The organism is Candidatus Hodarchaeum mangrovi (genome assembly GCF_975850365.1).
In genome coordinates this window covers 1-17,045 of the sequence record NZ_CDLCQJ010000150.1, presented here as the reverse complement: position 1 = coordinate 17,045, position 17,045 = coordinate 1, and the positions used below count along the sequence as shown (strand labels likewise).

The following is a 17,045-nucleotide window of genomic DNA, read 5'->3' as shown; positions in this document are numbered from 1 at the left end:
TAAAAGATCATCCTAATATACAAAAATTGAGAAAAGAGGGAGAAATGATTAAGACACAAATTCAGGAAAAAGGAATTACCAGTGCATCAATCCTATTTTTTATTGGGAAGAAATAATTATTTCCTAAGCTGTTAATATTTGAAATTTTCTTTGTGATTTAGAAAGTATTAGCTGAATAATTGTGATACAAATGTTACCAACAGATGATGAATTACCTAAAGTCCCCCAAATTACTATAAAAATAACAAATATTCATAATAATGGAAAATGTTCCCGTGGATTTCAGATTGGAAATGTTTTCCAATACCCTAAAGATCGAAACAAAATGTGTCCCTCCGCTCTCTCTGTTCTTCATCCTTATTTATTAGTACTGGCTTATGGGGGAAAAAATATATATGATCCACAAGACCCAAATACTTTTTCGATAAGTTGCCCTGATGCGATTCATCCTGTAGTCTATAAAATGACCCGAAGTGAAAATTAGAGATGGATTAACATTAATTGATTTAAATCAATATTACGCACTTAACAATTGGTAGCTTCAAAATGGTAACCAAATATATTTCCCATAGCAATGGGGAGATTCAGGAATGGTGTTGGGCGTCTGATCATGAAATATTTACTTCTCCTTTTTGGACGTCATGTTATTATATTGATGGTATTCTTATTGATACAGGAGCTCCAGGAGGGGTAGAAGAGTTCGAAGAATTCCTTAAATCAATTGGTATTAACAACATTGAAGCCTGTTATTTAACTCATACTCACGAAGACCATTCTGGTGGAGCTTATTTAGTAAAAGAAAAATATAACATCCCTGTTTATGCTAGTTCAGAGGGTATACCAGTTCTTAAAAATGGTTTTACATATCCATTATATCGAAAAATTGCATGGGGGGAAAAAGTGCTCCCCATTAAAGCTGAACAAATTCCCAAGACAATTTATACAAAGACGAGGGAATTTATGTTTGAATCATTTCCGATGCCTGGGCATGCTCCCGACCAAGTAGCATTTATTGAAAATCAAAAACAATGGGTTTTTGTAGCAGATGGGATCCAGCTGAAGTATAAACGGCTTTTTGGAAAAAGTTCAAATATATCAGAAGATATTTCTGTGATTTATCACTCAATTAAAGAGCTATTTAATTTTATAAGTCATATGGATCATTTACAACTTTTTTCGAGCGGGAAAGAGGTCATTTATGGGAAAGATTTTATCCTAGACCGTTTAACTGAGATAGAGTCACTATATCAAACCGTTTCAGGACTATATGCCCTAGGTAAGTCAGTAGATGAAATTGAAAGTATAATGTTTGGGGAAGACGATTTTCTAGAAATGCATACAAATGGTGAATTATCTAGGAAGAATTTAATTGAATCTTTAATCAATTGGAAACTGAATCTTTAGTCTACTCTTTTTTCTTTGATTATTTTATTATATTTAGATAATAAGACCTGTTGCACGTTTCAATGCAGCCTCCGCGTCTTTTACTGTCTTTTCTATAATATTACTTACACTTTCAATGTCATCGATCAAACCAATACTTTGTCCAAGAAGAACAGCCCCATCATCAATATTTCCTTTGTAAGCTAATTCATAAGCTCTCATAGTTTCAATTATATCATCTGCACTCAATGTTGATTCTTGAGCCAGTTTTTCTTCTTTAGAACCAATCATTACATGTTCTATTGCATATTTATTCTTCCAAAGTCGTATAGGACCGAATACTCCTGTGGCCATCGTTGTATCTTGAGCGTGGGCTGGAGGAACAACATTCTTGTAAGTTTCATGAAATTCGCTTTCTTTTGATGCAATAAACCTTGATCCCATAGCAACTGCCCCTGCTCCTAATGCTAATGCTGCTGCGAGTCCTTCACCAGTTGCAAACCCACCGCATGCTACTATTGGAAAGTCAGGATATTTTTGTTGCACCTGTTGAAGTAAAACTAGAGTGCTAACCATTTCATAGGATTGATGTCCTCCTCCTTCTCCACCAGTAACAACTAAACCATCAACACCTGCTGAAACACATTTTTCAGCTAGCCACAATGCAGGAGCCACGTGAAAATGTTTTATCTCTGATTCTTCTTTCAATTTTTGGAACGTTGAAGAACTTGGTAATGTCTTAGCTGAACCTGCACTTGTTAGCGCATACATACATTGCTCCTTGAGTTTAGGATTTTCCATGATGAATTTTGGAATATCATGACATAAAACTGAAGCATATGGTTCCATACGTGATGTTCGGATATTAAACCCGAAAGGTTTATCGGTATGTTCAACAACATGCAACATATCTTTCTTCATTTCTTCTACGGGGTCTTTTTCTGCTAATCCGATATGACTTAAGACGCCTAATCCTCCTGCATTACTAACTGCTATTGTGAGCTCTGTGGTGTAAAATGGCCCCATAGGAGCTGCAATTATTGGGTGTTTAATTCCCAAACTTTCTGTGATTTTGGTTTTAATCGTCATTTTTTTTCACTTTCTAACATACATAACTCATTGTAAGTTCAATAATAAAAGAACTTAGGCTATTATTAGTATTGTGCTTGATTACGTCAAATTATAACTGTAAATTAGTTATGTTTTATGAGAATTTTTACTTTCAACCTTGATCGAATATTTATTAGCTACCTCTAATTATACTTTAATTTTGGATCTTGGCCAATTATTAGGAATATCTTTTTGAGTAGAGAATTTTACTTAGTTGAGTAATTTTTAATTGGTGAGATGATTAATATGGTACAAATGACTGGAGGAGAAGTAATCGTTAACTGTTTAAAGAAAGAAAATGTCAAATTCGTTCACGGTATTCCTGGAGATCAATTATATCCAATCCTTGATGCCATTTACAATGATGAATCCATCAACTTTGTTAGTTATCGGCATGAACAGTCTGCTGCGAATGCTGCTGATGCGTGGGCTCGTATTACAGGGCAACCTAGTGTCTGTTTAGGTACAGTTGGGCCTGGAGCTGCTAATCTCATTCCTGGGGTGTATGCTGCTCATGCTGATAGCATTCCAATGATTATTCTTTGTGCTCAAAATCAAACATGGAATATTTATCCATCCCATGGCATGACACAGGATCTTGATCAAATCAATCTGTTTAAACCAATTACTAAATGGCAAGCGGTTCTTTCCCACTGGAAACGTATCCCTGAATTGATTCATTGGGCATTTCGCGCCTCGGTTTCTGGACGACCTGGCCCCGTCCTAATAGATTGTCCCTCAGATGTTTTATTTTCAAAAAATGAAATAAATGAATTAAATCGTCCAATACTTGAACCTCACCAGTATCGCCACCTTACTAACCCTTCTGCTCCACCGAAAGTGCTTGAAAAAGCCGTTGAAATACTTTTACACGCTGAAAATCCAATTATTCATGTTGGAGGTGGGGGGCTTGCTGCGAATGCTTCGCCTGAAATTAGCGCTTTAGCAGAATATCTTCAGATTCCTGTGACTACAAGTGTCTTTGCCCGTGGTATTTTACCTGATGATCATCCCTTACTTCTGCTTCCAGTTAGCTATGGAGCAATTGCTGCACAATCGTGTGCAGATGTAATTGTGCTAATTGGTGGACGTATGGGAGATATGGAGAATTGGGGACGTCCCCCATTTTGGAATGAAGAAAGTAAAATTATTCAAATCGATATTGATCCTCAAAATATTGGATTAAATACTAAAATCGAATTAGGGATTGTTGGTGATGCTAAACTTACAATCAGTGAATTATTCGCAATTGTAAAACAAAAAATGAACCAGTTTGAAAAGCGAGAGATCTTAGCTGAATATAAAGCAACTGAAAAATCTTGGTTAGATGAGTATGAAGCTTTAGGACGATCAAATAAAACACCTTTACATCCTTTAAGAGCTATAAAGGAGATTCGAGATTTTTTCCCAAGAGATGCCATTACAATCGTTGACGGAGGAAATACAGGTATCTGGTGTCATTACTTAAATCGTGTGTATGAACCACGAACCTTTTTATGGGCAGGTGATTCTGGACATCTAGGTGTTGGAATTGGTTATGCGATTGGATCAAAATTAGCTAAACCAAACAAAAAGGTATTTGCTATTATGGGTGATGGTTCATTTATGTTCAATGTTCAAGATTTAGAAACAGCGAGACGACTAGGGCTTCATTTTACTGTATGTATTTTGAATGATGGTGCATATGGTATGATTAAAGCAGGTCAAAAAGTAGCTTACAATGAACGATATATTGGTGTAGACTTTTTTGATGTTCGTTATGATCAAATAGCTCAAGCAATGGACTGCTTCGGAATTCGAGTTACAGAACCATCTAAAATCAGATCAGCTTTACAAGCTGCAGAGGAATCGGACAAACCCGCAGTTATTGACTTTGTTATTGATAGAGAAATTAATCTCGTACCACCTGATTTTAGTACTTTAGCAGGTATCTGGTTAGAAGGATGTCTAGATTAAGTTAAAAAGTAATAATTGGATTTAAAAGAAAATTCTGAGGAAAATCTGAATCTATTGACTGGCAAAGGTACTAAAAAATTACTCATTTTCGAATGTAAAAACTGCTTTCACAACATGATACTTATCCTTTTTCATTGAGTATTTCAATGCTTTCTTGTATTCACTTGGAAAACGAAAATGATGCGTTATCATCCATGAAAGGTCAACTTTTTTGTTACTAAGCATTCGTAAAGCAATATCAAATGCATGTTCATTTTTTGACTTATATGTTTCCATACAGGATCCAAATGACCCTACTATTTGTAGTTCCCGTGCCCAAACTAGTGACCAATCCACATTGATCCTATGGGGATTTCCAATCAATACTAGTTTTCCCCCTGCCTTTGTTAGACGTAAAGCATCCTCAATGGTATTTGATAATCCCACACATTCATAAATCATATCAGCACCTCCACCCACTGGTAATGGTTTTTTCTCTAAAATTGGTTTATACTTTCTTATTTTTAATTCATTAGCAAGAGAATTATAATAATACTTTCCAACTTTAACAAACTTATTTGCTCCTCCTTTTTCAACCGCTAATTTTCCTCGTTCTTCATTTGTATCTAGGGCAATAATTTTTGCTTTACTTCCTAAGGCTCGTAGAGCACTTAGAACCATTAATCCTATTACTCCTGTTCCTATTACTATAACTGTATCAGAGTCTTTAGGAAAATTCCTTATAACTGCATGAAGGCCAATTGTGAATGGTTCCACTAATACTGCATTTAGATCACTTACATTTTCAGGAACCCTATACACCTGTGTCTGATGAGCTAGATATGTCGAACTAAATGCTCCACCAGTTGAATTACACCACCCAATATCGAATCCAGGATTGATATTTCCCTTATCGAAATTATTACAGAGGACAAAATCACCATTTGTGCAATTCTGACATAGAGGGGAAATCCCCCTGACACGACAACTAAGGATCGGATCTAAGCTTATTCGATCCCCTTTTTTGATATTTTTTACCTCTGGGCTTATTTCTGATATAATACCTACATTTTCATGTCCTAAAACTGATGGAAAGGAACAAAGCGGTTCTAATAAAGGACTTTCTTGAAGTAAAATCGTATTTATATCTGATCCACAGATTCCAGTAAGAATTGGCTTAACTTTCACCCATCCAGGTAAGATTTCAGGCTCTGGGATATTATCCAGCTTTGTTGGAGAAAAAAAGTTATAATAGGCTAAAGGAGTTATTTTTCCCAATAATTTTGTAGTTAAATATCTTGGTATACTAGCATGAAATCGAAGTGCTTGCATAAACTTCCCCATCTTATTTCATTTCTATAGATTTTTCTGCATTGAGATTGAATTAATGAATCTGGTGTTTAATATAGGACTAATTTTTATCTAAAAAATGAATTCTTATATTAATATAACAAATACCATTTAAAATTGGTTAGAAAATAAATCAGCTGCTTATTCAGAATAAAAAAATATGTTCTGATCTTAGGTTTCCAACTAGATTAGATAAGTCCATAATTGGATACATTTTTTCATTATGAAAATCAAACTTGGTGTTGGAAAAAAACAGATTTCAAAGATCTCTTCAGTCTATTGATTAGTTATTATGAGTTGAAAAATTAATGGATTAAGAAGCCTTTGTTAGGGAAAGTTATGAAAATATTTTTTGCCACATTGTTCTATCTAAGGCAGATCTATTCTATGCTTCCTTTTTCTCATTAAATCTTAGAATAAGTAAAATAGGCCTTAATCTTACTTAATAGAGATATTTTCAATAGTAGAAATTCAAAAATTCTTGTTCATCTTAATCCTCCTTCAGAACTTACTTTTTAGATTTAGAAAAAACATTTAAATAGAAAAAAGGAGCCTAGTATAGATATCCTTGTTTATATTTTTTGGAAATCAAAAGAATTTTCAAATATTAAGCAGTTGGGGAATGATTTGCGAATTATCAAAGATCCTGAAATTGTTCAAGTTGTAGTTGAACGGGCTAGATGGGAAATTTGGAATTTATTGAAAGCTAAAGGATCACTTAGTGCTGATCAAATAGCTGAAATACTGGATAAAGATATTAGTACTATCTATCGTCATTTAAAGAAACTATGTGAGGCTGGGTTTGTTTTAGAGGAGGAGGTTCGCAAAGGAGACCAAAAATACGTTATTAAAAAATTCACAGCAATTTCTACCAATTCCCTTTTTCTTTTAAGTGAAGAGGAAGAACGTATGATTGCCTCGCAACCAGGAGAAATTCCTTATCTCAATGGTTTCTTACCAAGAGTTTTAGAAGTTTTCAAAGAGCTAGGGTTTAGTCCAGATAATCGCAATGAAGAAAAAAAGGCTATTAAATTGATGAGCGAACTTCAAATATATTATAGTGATTTTCTTGTAAAATTTTTTGGTGATCAGGATGAATTTCCTACATTAGAGAGAGGAGAAGACTTTAATGAAGTATTAGAATATATGAAACTTTTTCTTTGTCAAATAGATGACTTTTATTCTTCCAAAATAGAGGAATTAAGAAAAATCCTAATGATAAATAAGATACTTGAAGCTTAGATAATTGTGACTCAAATTTCCAATAGATCTTCGCGAGGAACGATGCTCGTTAGAATACCATCCTCAGTTTTAATAATATCGTCCTCAATTCTTACCCCAAATTTTCTTGGAAGATAAATTCCAGGTTCTATCGTAAAAGTATGGCCATTAATTATTGGATTAGGATTTGTTTGGACAATATATGGTTCTTCATGGATTTCTAATCCGATTCCATGACCAGTTCGATGAGTAAAATATTTTCCATAACCCATTTTTGTTATATAAGCTCGTGCAGCCTCATCCACTTCACAAGCTCGTTTATTTTCAATAACTGCTTGTTTAGCCAAGGAATTTGCAGTTTTTACGATTTTGTATATTTCTTTAAATTTACTACTCGCTTTCCCAAAAACTGATGTAATTGTGATATCACCCCAATAGTCCCCGATTGTTACCCCTGCGTCAATAACCACAACGTTATCCTTCTTTAATTTTGTGTTTAGACTAAAGCTAGGAAGCTTAGCAGTATTTTCTTCATAAGATACTTCTAAATAGAATTTTTCATCTTTTTCAGGTTTTAATTTTTCCTTAAATATGGAAGTCACATCAGTTTCAGTTAATCCAACCTCGAGTTCCATTAAAGTTGAAATAATTAAATCGACTGTTTTTTGTGATGCTTTGAGCAATAATTTCTGTTCTTCTTCATCTTTTATTGATCTTAAAGAGTTGAAAATCTCTTCAATCGAACAATATTCAAATTTCTGAAAATTCTGAACAATGCGATGAACATCTGAAAACCACATTCTTGGGTCAAAAGCAATGGATTGACAAGAAGTATATGAAATCTGTTTGGTTAGGACATCTATTGGATTTTCAGCTTCTTGCCACCCAATACAATCATCAATCCCGATTTTTTCACTTAATTCAGCTTTAATATATTCAGGTGCAATTAATTTAGGGGGTCCTTCTTGTTCTATTAGAGTAACCGTAAATCTATCGGTTTGTTCCCCTAAAAATCCGAATAACCAACGAAAATTATATCCTAAAGGAAGAACTAAACATTGAATCTTGTGCTGTCTCATTTGTTCTTGAAGAAGTTTTAGTCGTTTTTTATTAAAAGACATGAATTCACCTTTTACAATAAAGGGTAATGACATGCTACCCAATGGTTTTGTTGTTTTTCAATTAATTCAGGTTCTATTTTACTACAAAGTTCATAATCCACAATAGGACACCGAGGATGAAATCTACACCCAGTAGGAGGATGAATTGCATCAGCTACTTCCCCTTTAGGTAGATTGAAATCGCCTTTTCTGAGAGAGGTTGAGGGAATAGATTCAATCAAAGCTCTTGTATAAGGGTGTAATGGTTTTAAAAATAAACTTTTGACATCTCCTTTTTCTACTAATTTTCCGACATACATTATTGCCACTTGATCTCCAAAATGGCGTGCTGTGGCTAAATCATGAGTAATAAATAGTATTGCTAAACCATGAATTTTTTGTAGTGATTTTAGTAGATCAAGAATACCTGCACGGCAGCTAACATCTAGCATACTTGTTGGTTCATCAGCAATCAGGAGATCAGGTTGTAAGATAATGGCTCGTGCAATGGAAACTCGTTGTCTTTCCCCTCCACTGACTTCGTGAGGATATTTAAAATAAAATTGTTCTGCAGGTGATAATCCTATTTCATTAAATTTTTCTAAGACTGTCTTATCCAGAATTTTGCTTTTTTGAAGCCAAGAAAAGTAAAAATAAAGAATCAATGCAATTGAGAATAATATTATGCTTCCAAGTGCGCTAAAGTTAGCGAGAGGTCCTTTTATTAGAAAACTGATAATAAATAAAAAGGAGGAAATTATAGTACTAATCACCATAATCATTTCTGAATATTTAGCATTTCTAATTCTCCGTTGAGTATCACTGTATCGTACCTTGTCGTGAATAATTAAGGAATGAAGTACGTTATCACCTAGAGTCATTCTCGGATTAAGGGAGGAAAATGGATTCTGAAAAATTATTTGTGATTTTATGTCGTTTTTCTTCGGAATTAATTCATTAAATGGAATACTAATTCCTTCCCAGATGAATTCTCCTGCTGTTGGTTTATCTAATCCTACAAGTATGTTTGCGGTTGTTGACTTCCCGCATCCACTTTCTCCACATAAACAGAAAATTTCATTCTTCTTAATAGCGAAGCTGATATCATCGATTGCATGAACAAAATCGGTCTCTTTTGAGAAAATTCGTTTAAAAGATCCTTGTCCTACTGGAAAATACTTTTTAAGGTTCTTTACCTCAATTAATGACTCAAGGTTCATATTTATCACTGAAATTATTAAATAAGTGGCTATATTCTTCCTGATACATTAAACACTTTATTAAATGTCCAGATTTACTCGTTGAGGTCAGATGGACATCCTTTAGAACAGTTTTTTCACATATGGATATTGCATATGGACATCTTTCAGCAAAACGACATCCTTCTGGTAGATTTCGCATGTCAGGGGGATGACCTGGAATGAAAGCTAAATTTTTCTTTTCTTTATCCTTTACATCTGGTATTGCAGAAATTAGAGCTTTTGTGTATGGGTGGGCTGGTTTTTTAAAAATAATTGAGGTATCACTAATTTCAACGATTTGACCAGCATACATTATTGCAACACGATGAGCAATGTTCGAAACAACGCTTAAATCATGAGTAATATATATTACTGTCAAATTTAGATCTTTGATTAATTCTTTAAGGATTTCTAACGTTCTAGCTTGTACTAAGACATCTAATGCTGTAGTTGGTTCATCTGCAATAATCAATTCTGGTTTTAAAATTAATGTTAGAGCAATAACAATTCGTTGTTGCATGCCTCCAGAGAATTGAAATGGATGATCATTCAATCTAGATTTTGGGATTTCCAATTGATCTATAAGCTGCATTATTTCAGTCCAAGTAGTTTCATTCCATTTTTTATGAAATTTTAGTGTGTCAATGAAATGATCTGAGACTTTTTGTAAAGGATTTAAGGCATTCTGTGATGCCTGAAAAATCATAGACATTTCAGAGCCTCTTATCTTCTGCATTTCTTTTTCAGACATTTTTAATAAATTATTTCCTTTGAAAAATATATTTCCTTCTTCGATTTTTCCTCCTTTTAGTAATCGAAGAATTGCAAAGCCTAAAGTACTTTTTCCACAGCCTGATTCTCCAACTAGCCCTAAAACTTCACCTGAGTTTAAAAAAAGGGACACTTTATCAACTGCTCTTATGATATTTCCATCTACTGGGTAATTGACAGTCAAATCCTTGATTATCAAGATTTTTTCATCTGACATTAGCATATCATCCTCTTTCCCTAAGAAGGGGATTAAACTTATCATTAAGAGCATCACCTATCAGAGATAATGCAAATGAAAGTAAAAATATCATTAGACCAGGAAACATTATTAACCAAGGATATAAACGTACTTTTGAAAGTGCTCGAGCATCTTGAAGATCATATCCCCAATCGGCGGTTGGTGCTTGTATTCCTAAACCTAGAAATGCAAGCGAAGCATTAGTTAATATTGCTTCAGTCATATTAAAAGGAATTATGGCAATTGAAGAAGCTAATATATTTGGAGTAATGTAGCGTAAGAGAATTGTTAGTTTTCCTGCCCCAATTGACTGTGCTGCTTTGATAAAAGTTTCTTCCTTAATTTGTAATACTTGAGATCTTATTACTCGAAAATAAGAAGGTGCATAAACTATTGCAGTACTAAAAGCAACCGCAGCAATTATTTTAAAATCACCAAAAACAGAAAGATAAATTGCCAAAGTAATTGCTAAAAGTAATGATGGAAATGAATAAATAGCATCAGCAGTCATAGTTAAAAGTCTATCTACTTTTCCTCCAAAATAACCTGAAACTATCCCTAATGGTACACCAATCACTAAAGCAACAATAGTAGAACTCATTGCCATTAGTAATGCGATTCTTGAACCATATATTATTCGTGATAACATATCACGACCAAGTAAATTTGTGCCAAATGGGTGTTGAATCGTGGGAGGACAGTAGCGACAATTGGGATATTCAGGACCACAATCTTTACAAGTCTGAGCATAGTGATAAGGAGCTATAATATCTGCAAAAATTGCCATTATTAGAATTATTCCAAAAATTAACAATCCTATTGTTAGAGATTTATTATGCATTATACTAGATTTAAGCTTCCTAAAGTGACTTATGAGGGGGATTTCTTTATGATAAGTATCCATTCTCACTACACAGACTCCATTGATCTAGTAAACAATTCGAGGATCTAATATAGCGTAAATTACATCACCAAAGAGACTTACTATGCTTACAATAATTACAAAAATTATCATTGCCCCTTGTACGGCTGGAAAATCTTTATTTTGTATAGCTAAATACAAATACCTCCCTAATCCTGGGATATTGAAAGTTGTTTCTGTTAGTATAGCTCCAGCCAGCAATAATGCAAATTGTAAACTGATTAAGCCGATAATTGGCGTAACAGCATTTTTAAGAACATATCGATATCTTATCGTCCTTTCAGGAATTCCTCTTGATCGGGCATAGTGAACATAATTCTCCTCCATATGATGAATCATATTTGTTCTCACTTGTCTCGCTATAACTCCTGCAATTAACATTCCTAAGGCTAAGCTTGGCATAATCAAATGTAAAAGAATATCTATTGTTAAATCAATTCTTCCACTCAATATTGTGTCAATTAACCATATTTCTGTGTAATGGTTGAAATCTTCTGTAGCTCCAGCCTTTATTAATGATAAAGGAGGTAAAATATCTAGAATATATGAAAAAATCACCTGCATAGCAATTCCGACAAGAAAAATCGGAATACTATATATTCCAATTGTATATAGCCTTATTACATGGTCTTTAAATCCCTCACGATTAGTACCTGCAATAGCTCCTAATAATATTCCAAGAGGAACTCCAATTAAGGTACCAAAAAAAGCTAGCATTAGTGTGGGACCAAAAGCTAATTGGATCTCTTTGACTACATCAATGTTGGTACGATAAGATTCTCCAAAATCAAGTGTGAATGCTTGAATTAGGAAATCAAAATATTGTTCTAAGAGTGGTTTATTTAAACCAAGGTTTTCGTTTAATCTTTCTATATGTTCCGGTGGTATTTGTGGATTCATAACTGCGACTGGATTTGCTCCTGGAAGTACTCTCAATAGAAAAAAAACAATGGTCACAAGTATCCAGATCATTGGTAATATTAGGATTATTCTTGTAATAAAGAAAGTTCTCAAAGACGTCATTAAATATCACTGAACTCTATTAAAAAAAATGAGAAAAAAGAGGGTTTATACTCTTTTTTTCTTCCTTTTTGATAAAAGTACTGATCCAATGATAAATATTCCTATGCAAGTGTAGAAAATGTCGAATCCTGGTGTTCCATCTGCTCCAGTTTTCTCTATAGAATTAAAGTGAATGTTTTCAGATGGTTCTAAAGAAACTCCTGTTATACCCTTTTGATATGCTATAAATTGAGATACCATTGTAAACAAGGGGACGACTGGAACGTCTTTTGCAAAACCTTTTTGAGCATTGATAGTTGCTGTCATCCTATCAGCTGCATCAGGATCCGTTATCATTGTGTTTACATATCCATCCATCTCACTTGAATCGTAAGCTGAATAACGAGTTGGTCCTACAAAAGGAGCGACATAATTACTTGGATCAGGATAATCGAACCACCATCCAAGTAGATAGAATGGCATAGTTTGTGCTAGAAAAGCTTCGACAAAGGTTCCCCATTCTGATGACATTAAAGTCACTTCAAAATATCCAGTTGCTTCTAATTGTTGCTCAACCAATTCTGCAACGTCTTTCTCTGTATCACCATAGTGTGTTGGTGTATAGGATAGCTCTATGGGATATTTATTTGAAGTTGAGTAACCTGCTGCAGTCATATTGCCTGTGACATAGGACATTGTCGGCCCAGCTTCAAAGGCATCAATATGACTTGTGAATATTTCAGGAACCATACTATAGAGTTCTTTATTAAAATTATTGAAGATAGTGGCAGTTATTTCACTTCTGTTTACTGAAGCTGCTATTGCTCTTCTGATTCTTACATCTGGATGATCAAGACAATTGATAACTAAATATCGAATACCTGCAGTTTCTTTCAGCTGGAATCCAAGGTCGGGATTATTCTGAATTGTTGTCATTTCTTCAGGTCCGAATTGTCTATTTGCCACATCAACTTCATTATTTTCTAATGCAGTAAGCAAGGTTGACGAATCACTAAAGAATTTGATAATAATTTTCTTGTTCTTTGGTGCGGTTCCAAAGTAATTAGGATTTCGGTCTAAGATGATTTCGGTATCTTTTGTCCAAGAGGAAACGATATAAGGGCCTAAACCGGCAGGAATAGAATCTGGTTCTCCACCAATTTCATCTACTGATAGTGAAATAGTACTAATTGGCCATCCAATTGGATACGTCAAACGATTTAAAAAAGTGGCGTCTGGTGTATTGAGAAATATCTTTATTGTATTTTCATCCACTTTTTCAGTTCTATTAACAACATCTGTTAATAGAAAACTGCTGTCTCCTCCAAGTGTTAATGCACGATTGAGATTCCAGATCATAGCTGAAGCATTAAAAGGGGTTCCATCACTAAAAAATATCCCAGTTTTTAGTACGAAAGTATATTCTTTTGCATCCGAACTTACAGTATATGATTCGACAATAGGACCTTTTACAGCATCAGTGGAATCAACTGGCATCTCCATAAGGCCATGGGTAAAATGCATCATGATGGTTGAAGATAGAATGTCATATCCATGGGCTGGGTCCAAACTCATGATTGAATCTGTTGTTCCGATTACAATTTCGTCATCGCTTAAAGCTGTAGACCTTGTTAAATTCATCTGTAGAATCTGGAATGTCCCAAATACCCCCAAAAATATTATTGCGACTAATACATAAGAATTTATCTTTTTTTTCAGCATCCAAATCACCTAGTGTGAAAAAGATTAAGAAATCAGATTCATATGTGTATATGCACATATGAACAGACATACAGTTTTAAAAAGTAAACTCTTTATAAAGGTTAGTATTGAAAGAAAAGTCTTAAACAGAAATTTCATTGTTTCTTTTAAGTATTAACCTGACAGAATGAGTTAACCCTATCAATTATTCTAATATCGAGAATTGAATCGGAATTTGGTGGGCATTTCTATTTTTTTGAGAGTACAATAGTTGTTTATTATTTGGCTATCCACCAAAATATAACATACGTACATATTAATAAAAAATAAAAAGAGCATCTCATTAAGAATAGTCACGTTTTGAAAATCAAAACACTTTATTGTGTTTTTTGTAGAATACATTGTGTTACATAAACTTTAATGCAATTAGAAGAGATCAAAAGGTTATATTCAATGAATCAAGTAATTAAATTTAAATTTTCTCGCATAAAGGTCATATTCTTGCTACACATCTTTTAGAAACATTTTACAGTTTTTTCTCAAAGTATAAAATCTTATATCTACTCCTCCTTCTTTCTACAGATGTATACTATCAGCACTAAAGTCGTAAATATCTGATTTATCTTCTCTTAATATCATACTGTTTCTTACTATCAGTTCAAAGGTAAAAAATGACCTAGAATAATCCTTTTCAAATCAACTGCAACTGTTCTCCTTCATTCCAAATAAAGAGTATCTGATCTAAATGAACCCCAATAATAGTGAACCTAGCAGATCATCTTCTTCTCGAAATATTATTATACCTCTCAGAATGATCCTTCCAATCACTTCTATAGGCACATTCATATCGGCCATGGATGGATCAATAGTGAATGTTTCTTTGTTGACAATCGCTAATGCTTTGAATACAGATATGGAAGGAATTAGATGGATCACAATTATTTATCTTTTAATAATTTCTTCTTTAATAGGGATTGGAGGTTCATTGGGGGATACTTATGGTCGTAAACTAATTTTCCAACTGGGAATGCTTATTTTCATAACTGGATCTTTATTATGTGCCTTTTCCCCCAGTTTAGAAATTCTTATTATCTCTCGTATTTTTCAAGCTACTGGTGGAGCAGGTCTCATGGCAAATGGATTGGCATTAGTTATCACTTATATTGAACCGGCAATTCGTGGTCGAGCGATAGGAGTTAATTCACTTGTAGTTGCTTCAGCTCTTTCTTCTGGTCCTGTACTTGGAGGAATATTAACTGAATTTGTAGGATGGCCCAGTATTTTTCTGATAAATGTACCAATAGGGCTGCTAGGAATTTTACTTGTACATCGGTTCATTCCGGAAACTCCCAAAAAAAGAGTTCAGCTTGATTACAGAGGGATGATCATTTTTATCTTAGTTACTCTTTCTCTTGTTCAGGGAGTTTTAATGCTTTTCAAAGGAGACATTATCGGGAGCATTTTTTTAGTTCTATCCTTTATAGGAGGATTAATCTTTATTCGAATTGAGACTTCCCATCCGACACCAATGATTTCCATCCGAATTATGCGAAATCGAACAATTTTGATTGGAATGATCTCTTCGTTTCTTTGTTATATGGTTTATTACAGTGTGATCTTCCTATTACCATTCTATTATCAGGAAGTGCTTTCTTTCAAGCAATCACAAACAGGATTATTGATGGTAGTTCCTCCTTTTGCTATGGCAATTATGGGACCATTTGCTGGATTTTTAGCTGAAAAAATTGAAGCTAAACGATCAACTGCATTCGGTGCTATCTTATTAAGTGCATTTGTTTTAGCTCTCTCTTTTTTGTTTCTCATTTTTCCTATTAATACTTTAGAAATAGTTTTTCTAATTGTTCCCTTGGCTGCTTTAGCAGCGGGATCACTAACCACCTTTACTGTATCTAATGGAACTTCAATAATGAACGCTGCCCCCAAAAGTGATGTTAGTGTCGTTTCTGGCTTAATTGGGCTCTCTCGTAACATTGGATTTGCTTTCGGGACTACTGTAAGTTCCTCATTTTTTGCCTTATTTTTCATCTTAAATAATCCTAGCAATATTTCATCTGGGAATATCTTCGTTCAGAGTTATTACACAAGTCTAGGTCAAACTTTCTTCATTTTTGCACTTTTTGCTTTTGTGAGTGCAATTATTTCCTATCTTCGTGGATCATCCATAAATTTTGGTCAATTAAGTTGAACTATTTATTTACCAAATCATGAATCTTTAAATATTGTAGTAATGTGTTGATTAAATATTCAGGTTAAAGCTATTGGTATTCTCCTGATTTTTGAGACCTCTTCACTTTCTTCATTCACAAAGAAGGTTAAAAAAAAATATCAATTCAACAAAGGAAATTTAAAATCAATTTTTTATTTTATCAACATAAAACTTTAAATTTAGAGCGATATAATTTTCTGCGAGTGAGTCTAATATGGTCGAAGAAGACGTTGAAACTCTTCAAACGAATCTAGATAAATTATTTGAGTCAAAACCTAAGCCTGTTATTTGGGTTGAAGGTATAATCGGATGTGGAAAGACAACTTTAACTAAAAAGCTCTCACGTACCCTTAATTTTCGTGCAATATATGAACCAGTAAATCTAGAACTCTTGGAGATGTTTTATAGAGATCAAGACCGTTGGGCGTTCGCTATGCAAATTGATCTTCTTCATAGAAGATATGCATTGCAGAAACTAGGTTCATTTGAATCAATTACTGGTCAAGGTGTAATAATTGATAGAGGTTTGCCTGGTGATCGTGTTTTTGCCAAAATGCTTTATAAAGCTGGTAAAATGGATAGAATTGAATGGGCAATATATGAAAGAGCTTATTCTGTTATGACAAATTCTTTAATCCCTCCGAGTATTATAATTTTTATGGAAGTTACTCCAGAAATCGCTCAGGCACGTATACAAGCCAGAGATCGAAAAGCTGAGCGTGATGGACTGATTCCTCTTGCGTATCTTAAAGAATTAGAACAGGGATATTTGGAACTGTTAACAGAGATTGAATCAGCCTATCCTGCTTGGAGTAGAGGTATGAGGGTGTTAAGACTCCCATTT

General features: G+C 34.0%; 14 protein-coding genes. 6 read left to right on the top strand and 8 right to left on the bottom strand.

Features of this window, described 5'->3' with window-relative positions:
• Nucleotides 1-190: 190 nt before the first annotated feature.
• Both ACWVCY_RS14645 and ACWVCY_RS14640 read left to right on the top strand, forming a co-directional pair.
• A complete protein-coding gene (locus ACWVCY_RS14645) occupies nt 191-484 on the top strand; it encodes a TIGR04076 family protein (RefSeq protein WP_455143817.1) in 294 nt (97 codons plus the stop codon).
• Between the two features lie 62 nt (nt 485-546).
• Nucleotides 547-1,404 (top strand): MBL fold metallo-hydrolase, encoded by an 858-nt coding sequence (locus ACWVCY_RS14640; protein WP_455143815.1) that lies wholly within the window; start codon nt 547-549, stop codon nt 1,402-1,404.
• A 33-nt stretch (nt 1,405-1,437) separates the two neighbouring features.
• Here the strand turns inward: ACWVCY_RS14640 and ACWVCY_RS14635 are convergent, their stop codons facing one another.
• The gene (locus ACWVCY_RS14635; RefSeq protein WP_455143813.1) at nt 1,438-2,472 is read right to left on the bottom strand and encodes an NAD(P)H-dependent flavin oxidoreductase; all 1,035 of its coding nucleotides are present in this window, start codon (nt 2,470-2,472) and stop codon (nt 1,438-1,440) included.
• Between the two features lie 267 nt (nt 2,473-2,739).
• Between ACWVCY_RS14635 and ACWVCY_RS14630 the strand changes: the two genes are divergently transcribed.
• On the top strand, nt 2,740-4,449 hold the full coding sequence (locus ACWVCY_RS14630; RefSeq protein ID WP_455143812.1) for a thiamine pyrophosphate-binding protein: 1,710 nt from the start codon (nt 2,740-2,742) through the stop codon (nt 4,447-4,449).
• Between the two features lie 78 nt (nt 4,450-4,527).
• On the opposite strand, the gene ACWVCY_RS14625 is transcribed toward ACWVCY_RS14630, so the two are convergent.
• On the bottom strand, nt 4,528-5,760 hold the full coding sequence (locus ACWVCY_RS14625) for a zinc-dependent alcohol dehydrogenase (protein WP_455143810.1): 1,233 nt from the start codon (nt 5,758-5,760) through the stop codon (nt 4,528-4,530).
• Nucleotides 5,761-6,405: 645 nt separating this feature from the next.
• On the opposite strand from ACWVCY_RS14625, the gene ACWVCY_RS14620 reads away from it, so the two are divergent.
• Nucleotides 6,406-7,020 (top strand): ArsR family transcriptional regulator, encoded by a 615-nt coding sequence (locus ACWVCY_RS14620; protein ID WP_455143808.1) that lies wholly within the window; start codon nt 6,406-6,408, stop codon nt 7,018-7,020.
• Between the two features lie 11 nt (nt 7,021-7,031).
• On the opposite strand, the gene ACWVCY_RS14615 is transcribed toward ACWVCY_RS14620, so the two are convergent.
• Genes ACWVCY_RS14615 through ACWVCY_RS14590 form a run of 6 tightly spaced genes read right to left on the bottom strand, consistent with a single transcriptional unit; the run spans nt 7,032 to nt 13,995 of the window.
• Nucleotides 7,032-8,120, bottom strand: a complete 1,089-nt coding sequence (locus tag ACWVCY_RS14615) for a M24 family metallopeptidase (RefSeq protein WP_455143807.1) — start codon at nt 8,118-8,120, stop codon at nt 7,032-7,034.
• An 11-nt stretch (nt 8,121-8,131) separates the two neighbouring features.
• Nucleotides 8,132-9,319 (bottom strand): ABC transporter ATP-binding protein, encoded by a 1,188-nt coding sequence (locus tag ACWVCY_RS14610; RefSeq protein ID WP_455143805.1) that lies wholly within the window; start codon nt 9,317-9,319, stop codon nt 8,132-8,134.
• The gene (locus tag ACWVCY_RS14605; RefSeq protein WP_455143803.1) at nt 9,309-10,373 is read right to left on the bottom strand and encodes an ABC transporter ATP-binding protein; all 1,065 of its coding nucleotides are present in this window, start codon (nt 10,371-10,373) and stop codon (nt 9,309-9,311) included. Before ACWVCY_RS14605 ends, ACWVCY_RS14610 begins: the two co-directional genes overlap by 11 nt.
• Nucleotides 10,336-11,253 (bottom strand): ABC transporter permease, encoded by a 918-nt coding sequence (locus ACWVCY_RS14600; RefSeq protein WP_455143801.1) that lies wholly within the window; start codon nt 11,251-11,253, stop codon nt 10,336-10,338. Before ACWVCY_RS14600 ends, ACWVCY_RS14605 begins: the two co-directional genes overlap by 38 nt.
• 24 nt (nt 11,254-11,277) lie before the next feature.
• Nucleotides 11,278-12,294 (bottom strand): ABC transporter permease, encoded by a 1,017-nt coding sequence (locus ACWVCY_RS14595; protein ID WP_455143800.1) that lies wholly within the window; start codon nt 12,292-12,294, stop codon nt 11,278-11,280.
• A gap of 45 nt (nt 12,295-12,339) precedes the next feature.
• Nucleotides 12,340-13,995: an ABC transporter substrate-binding protein gene (locus ACWVCY_RS14590; protein WP_455143798.1), complete on the bottom strand. Its 1,656-nt coding sequence runs from the start codon at nt 13,993-13,995 to the stop codon at nt 12,340-12,342.
• Nucleotides 13,996-14,719: 724 nt separating this feature from the next.
• Here ACWVCY_RS14590 and ACWVCY_RS14585 point away from each other — a divergent pair.
• Nucleotides 14,720-16,180, top strand: a complete 1,461-nt coding sequence (locus ACWVCY_RS14585) for an MFS transporter (RefSeq protein WP_455143797.1) — start codon at nt 14,720-14,722, stop codon at nt 16,178-16,180.
• A gap of 235 nt (nt 16,181-16,415) precedes the next feature.
• Nucleotides 16,416-17,045, top strand: a 630-nt coding sequence (locus ACWVCY_RS14580; protein ID WP_455143795.1) for a deoxynucleoside kinase, incomplete at its 3' end; no start/stop codon positions are given.

Coding starts and splice junctions, on each gene's coding strand:
- ACWVCY_RS14645 (WP_455143817.1), top strand. CDS start 191: ATGTTACCAACAGATGATGAATTACCTAAAGTCCCCCAAATTACTATA.
- ACWVCY_RS14640 (WP_455143815.1), top strand. CDS start 547: ATGGTAACCAAATATATTTCCCATAGCAATGGGGAGATTCAGGAATGG.
- ACWVCY_RS14635 (WP_455143813.1), bottom strand. CDS start 2,472: ATGACGATTAAAACCAAAATCACAGAAAGTTTGGGAATTAAACACCCA.
- ACWVCY_RS14630 (WP_455143812.1), top strand. CDS start 2,740: ATGGTACAAATGACTGGAGGAGAAGTAATCGTTAACTGTTTAAAGAAA.
- ACWVCY_RS14625 (WP_455143810.1), bottom strand. CDS start 5,760: ATGCAAGCACTTCGATTTCATGCTAGTATACCAAGATATTTAACTACA.
- ACWVCY_RS14615 (WP_455143807.1), bottom strand. CDS start 8,120: ATGTCTTTTAATAAAAAACGACTAAAACTTCTTCAAGAACAAATGAGA.
- ACWVCY_RS14610 (WP_455143805.1), bottom strand. CDS start 9,319: ATGAACCTTGAGTCATTAATTGAGGTAAAGAACCTTAAAAAGTATTTT.
- ACWVCY_RS14605 (WP_455143803.1), bottom strand. CDS start 10,373: ATGATAAGTTTAATCCCCTTCTTAGGGAAAGAGGATGATATGCTAATG.
- ACWVCY_RS14600 (WP_455143801.1), bottom strand. CDS start 11,253: ATGGATACTTATCATAAAGAAATCCCCCTCATAAGTCACTTTAGGAAG.
- ACWVCY_RS14595 (WP_455143800.1), bottom strand. CDS start 12,294: ATGACGTCTTTGAGAACTTTCTTTATTACAAGAATAATCCTAATATTA.
- ACWVCY_RS14590 (WP_455143798.1), bottom strand. CDS start 13,995: ATGCTGAAAAAAAAGATAAATTCTTATGTATTAGTCGCAATAATATTT.
- ACWVCY_RS14585 (WP_455143797.1), top strand. CDS start 14,720: ATGAACCCCAATAATAGTGAACCTAGCAGATCATCTTCTTCTCGAAAT.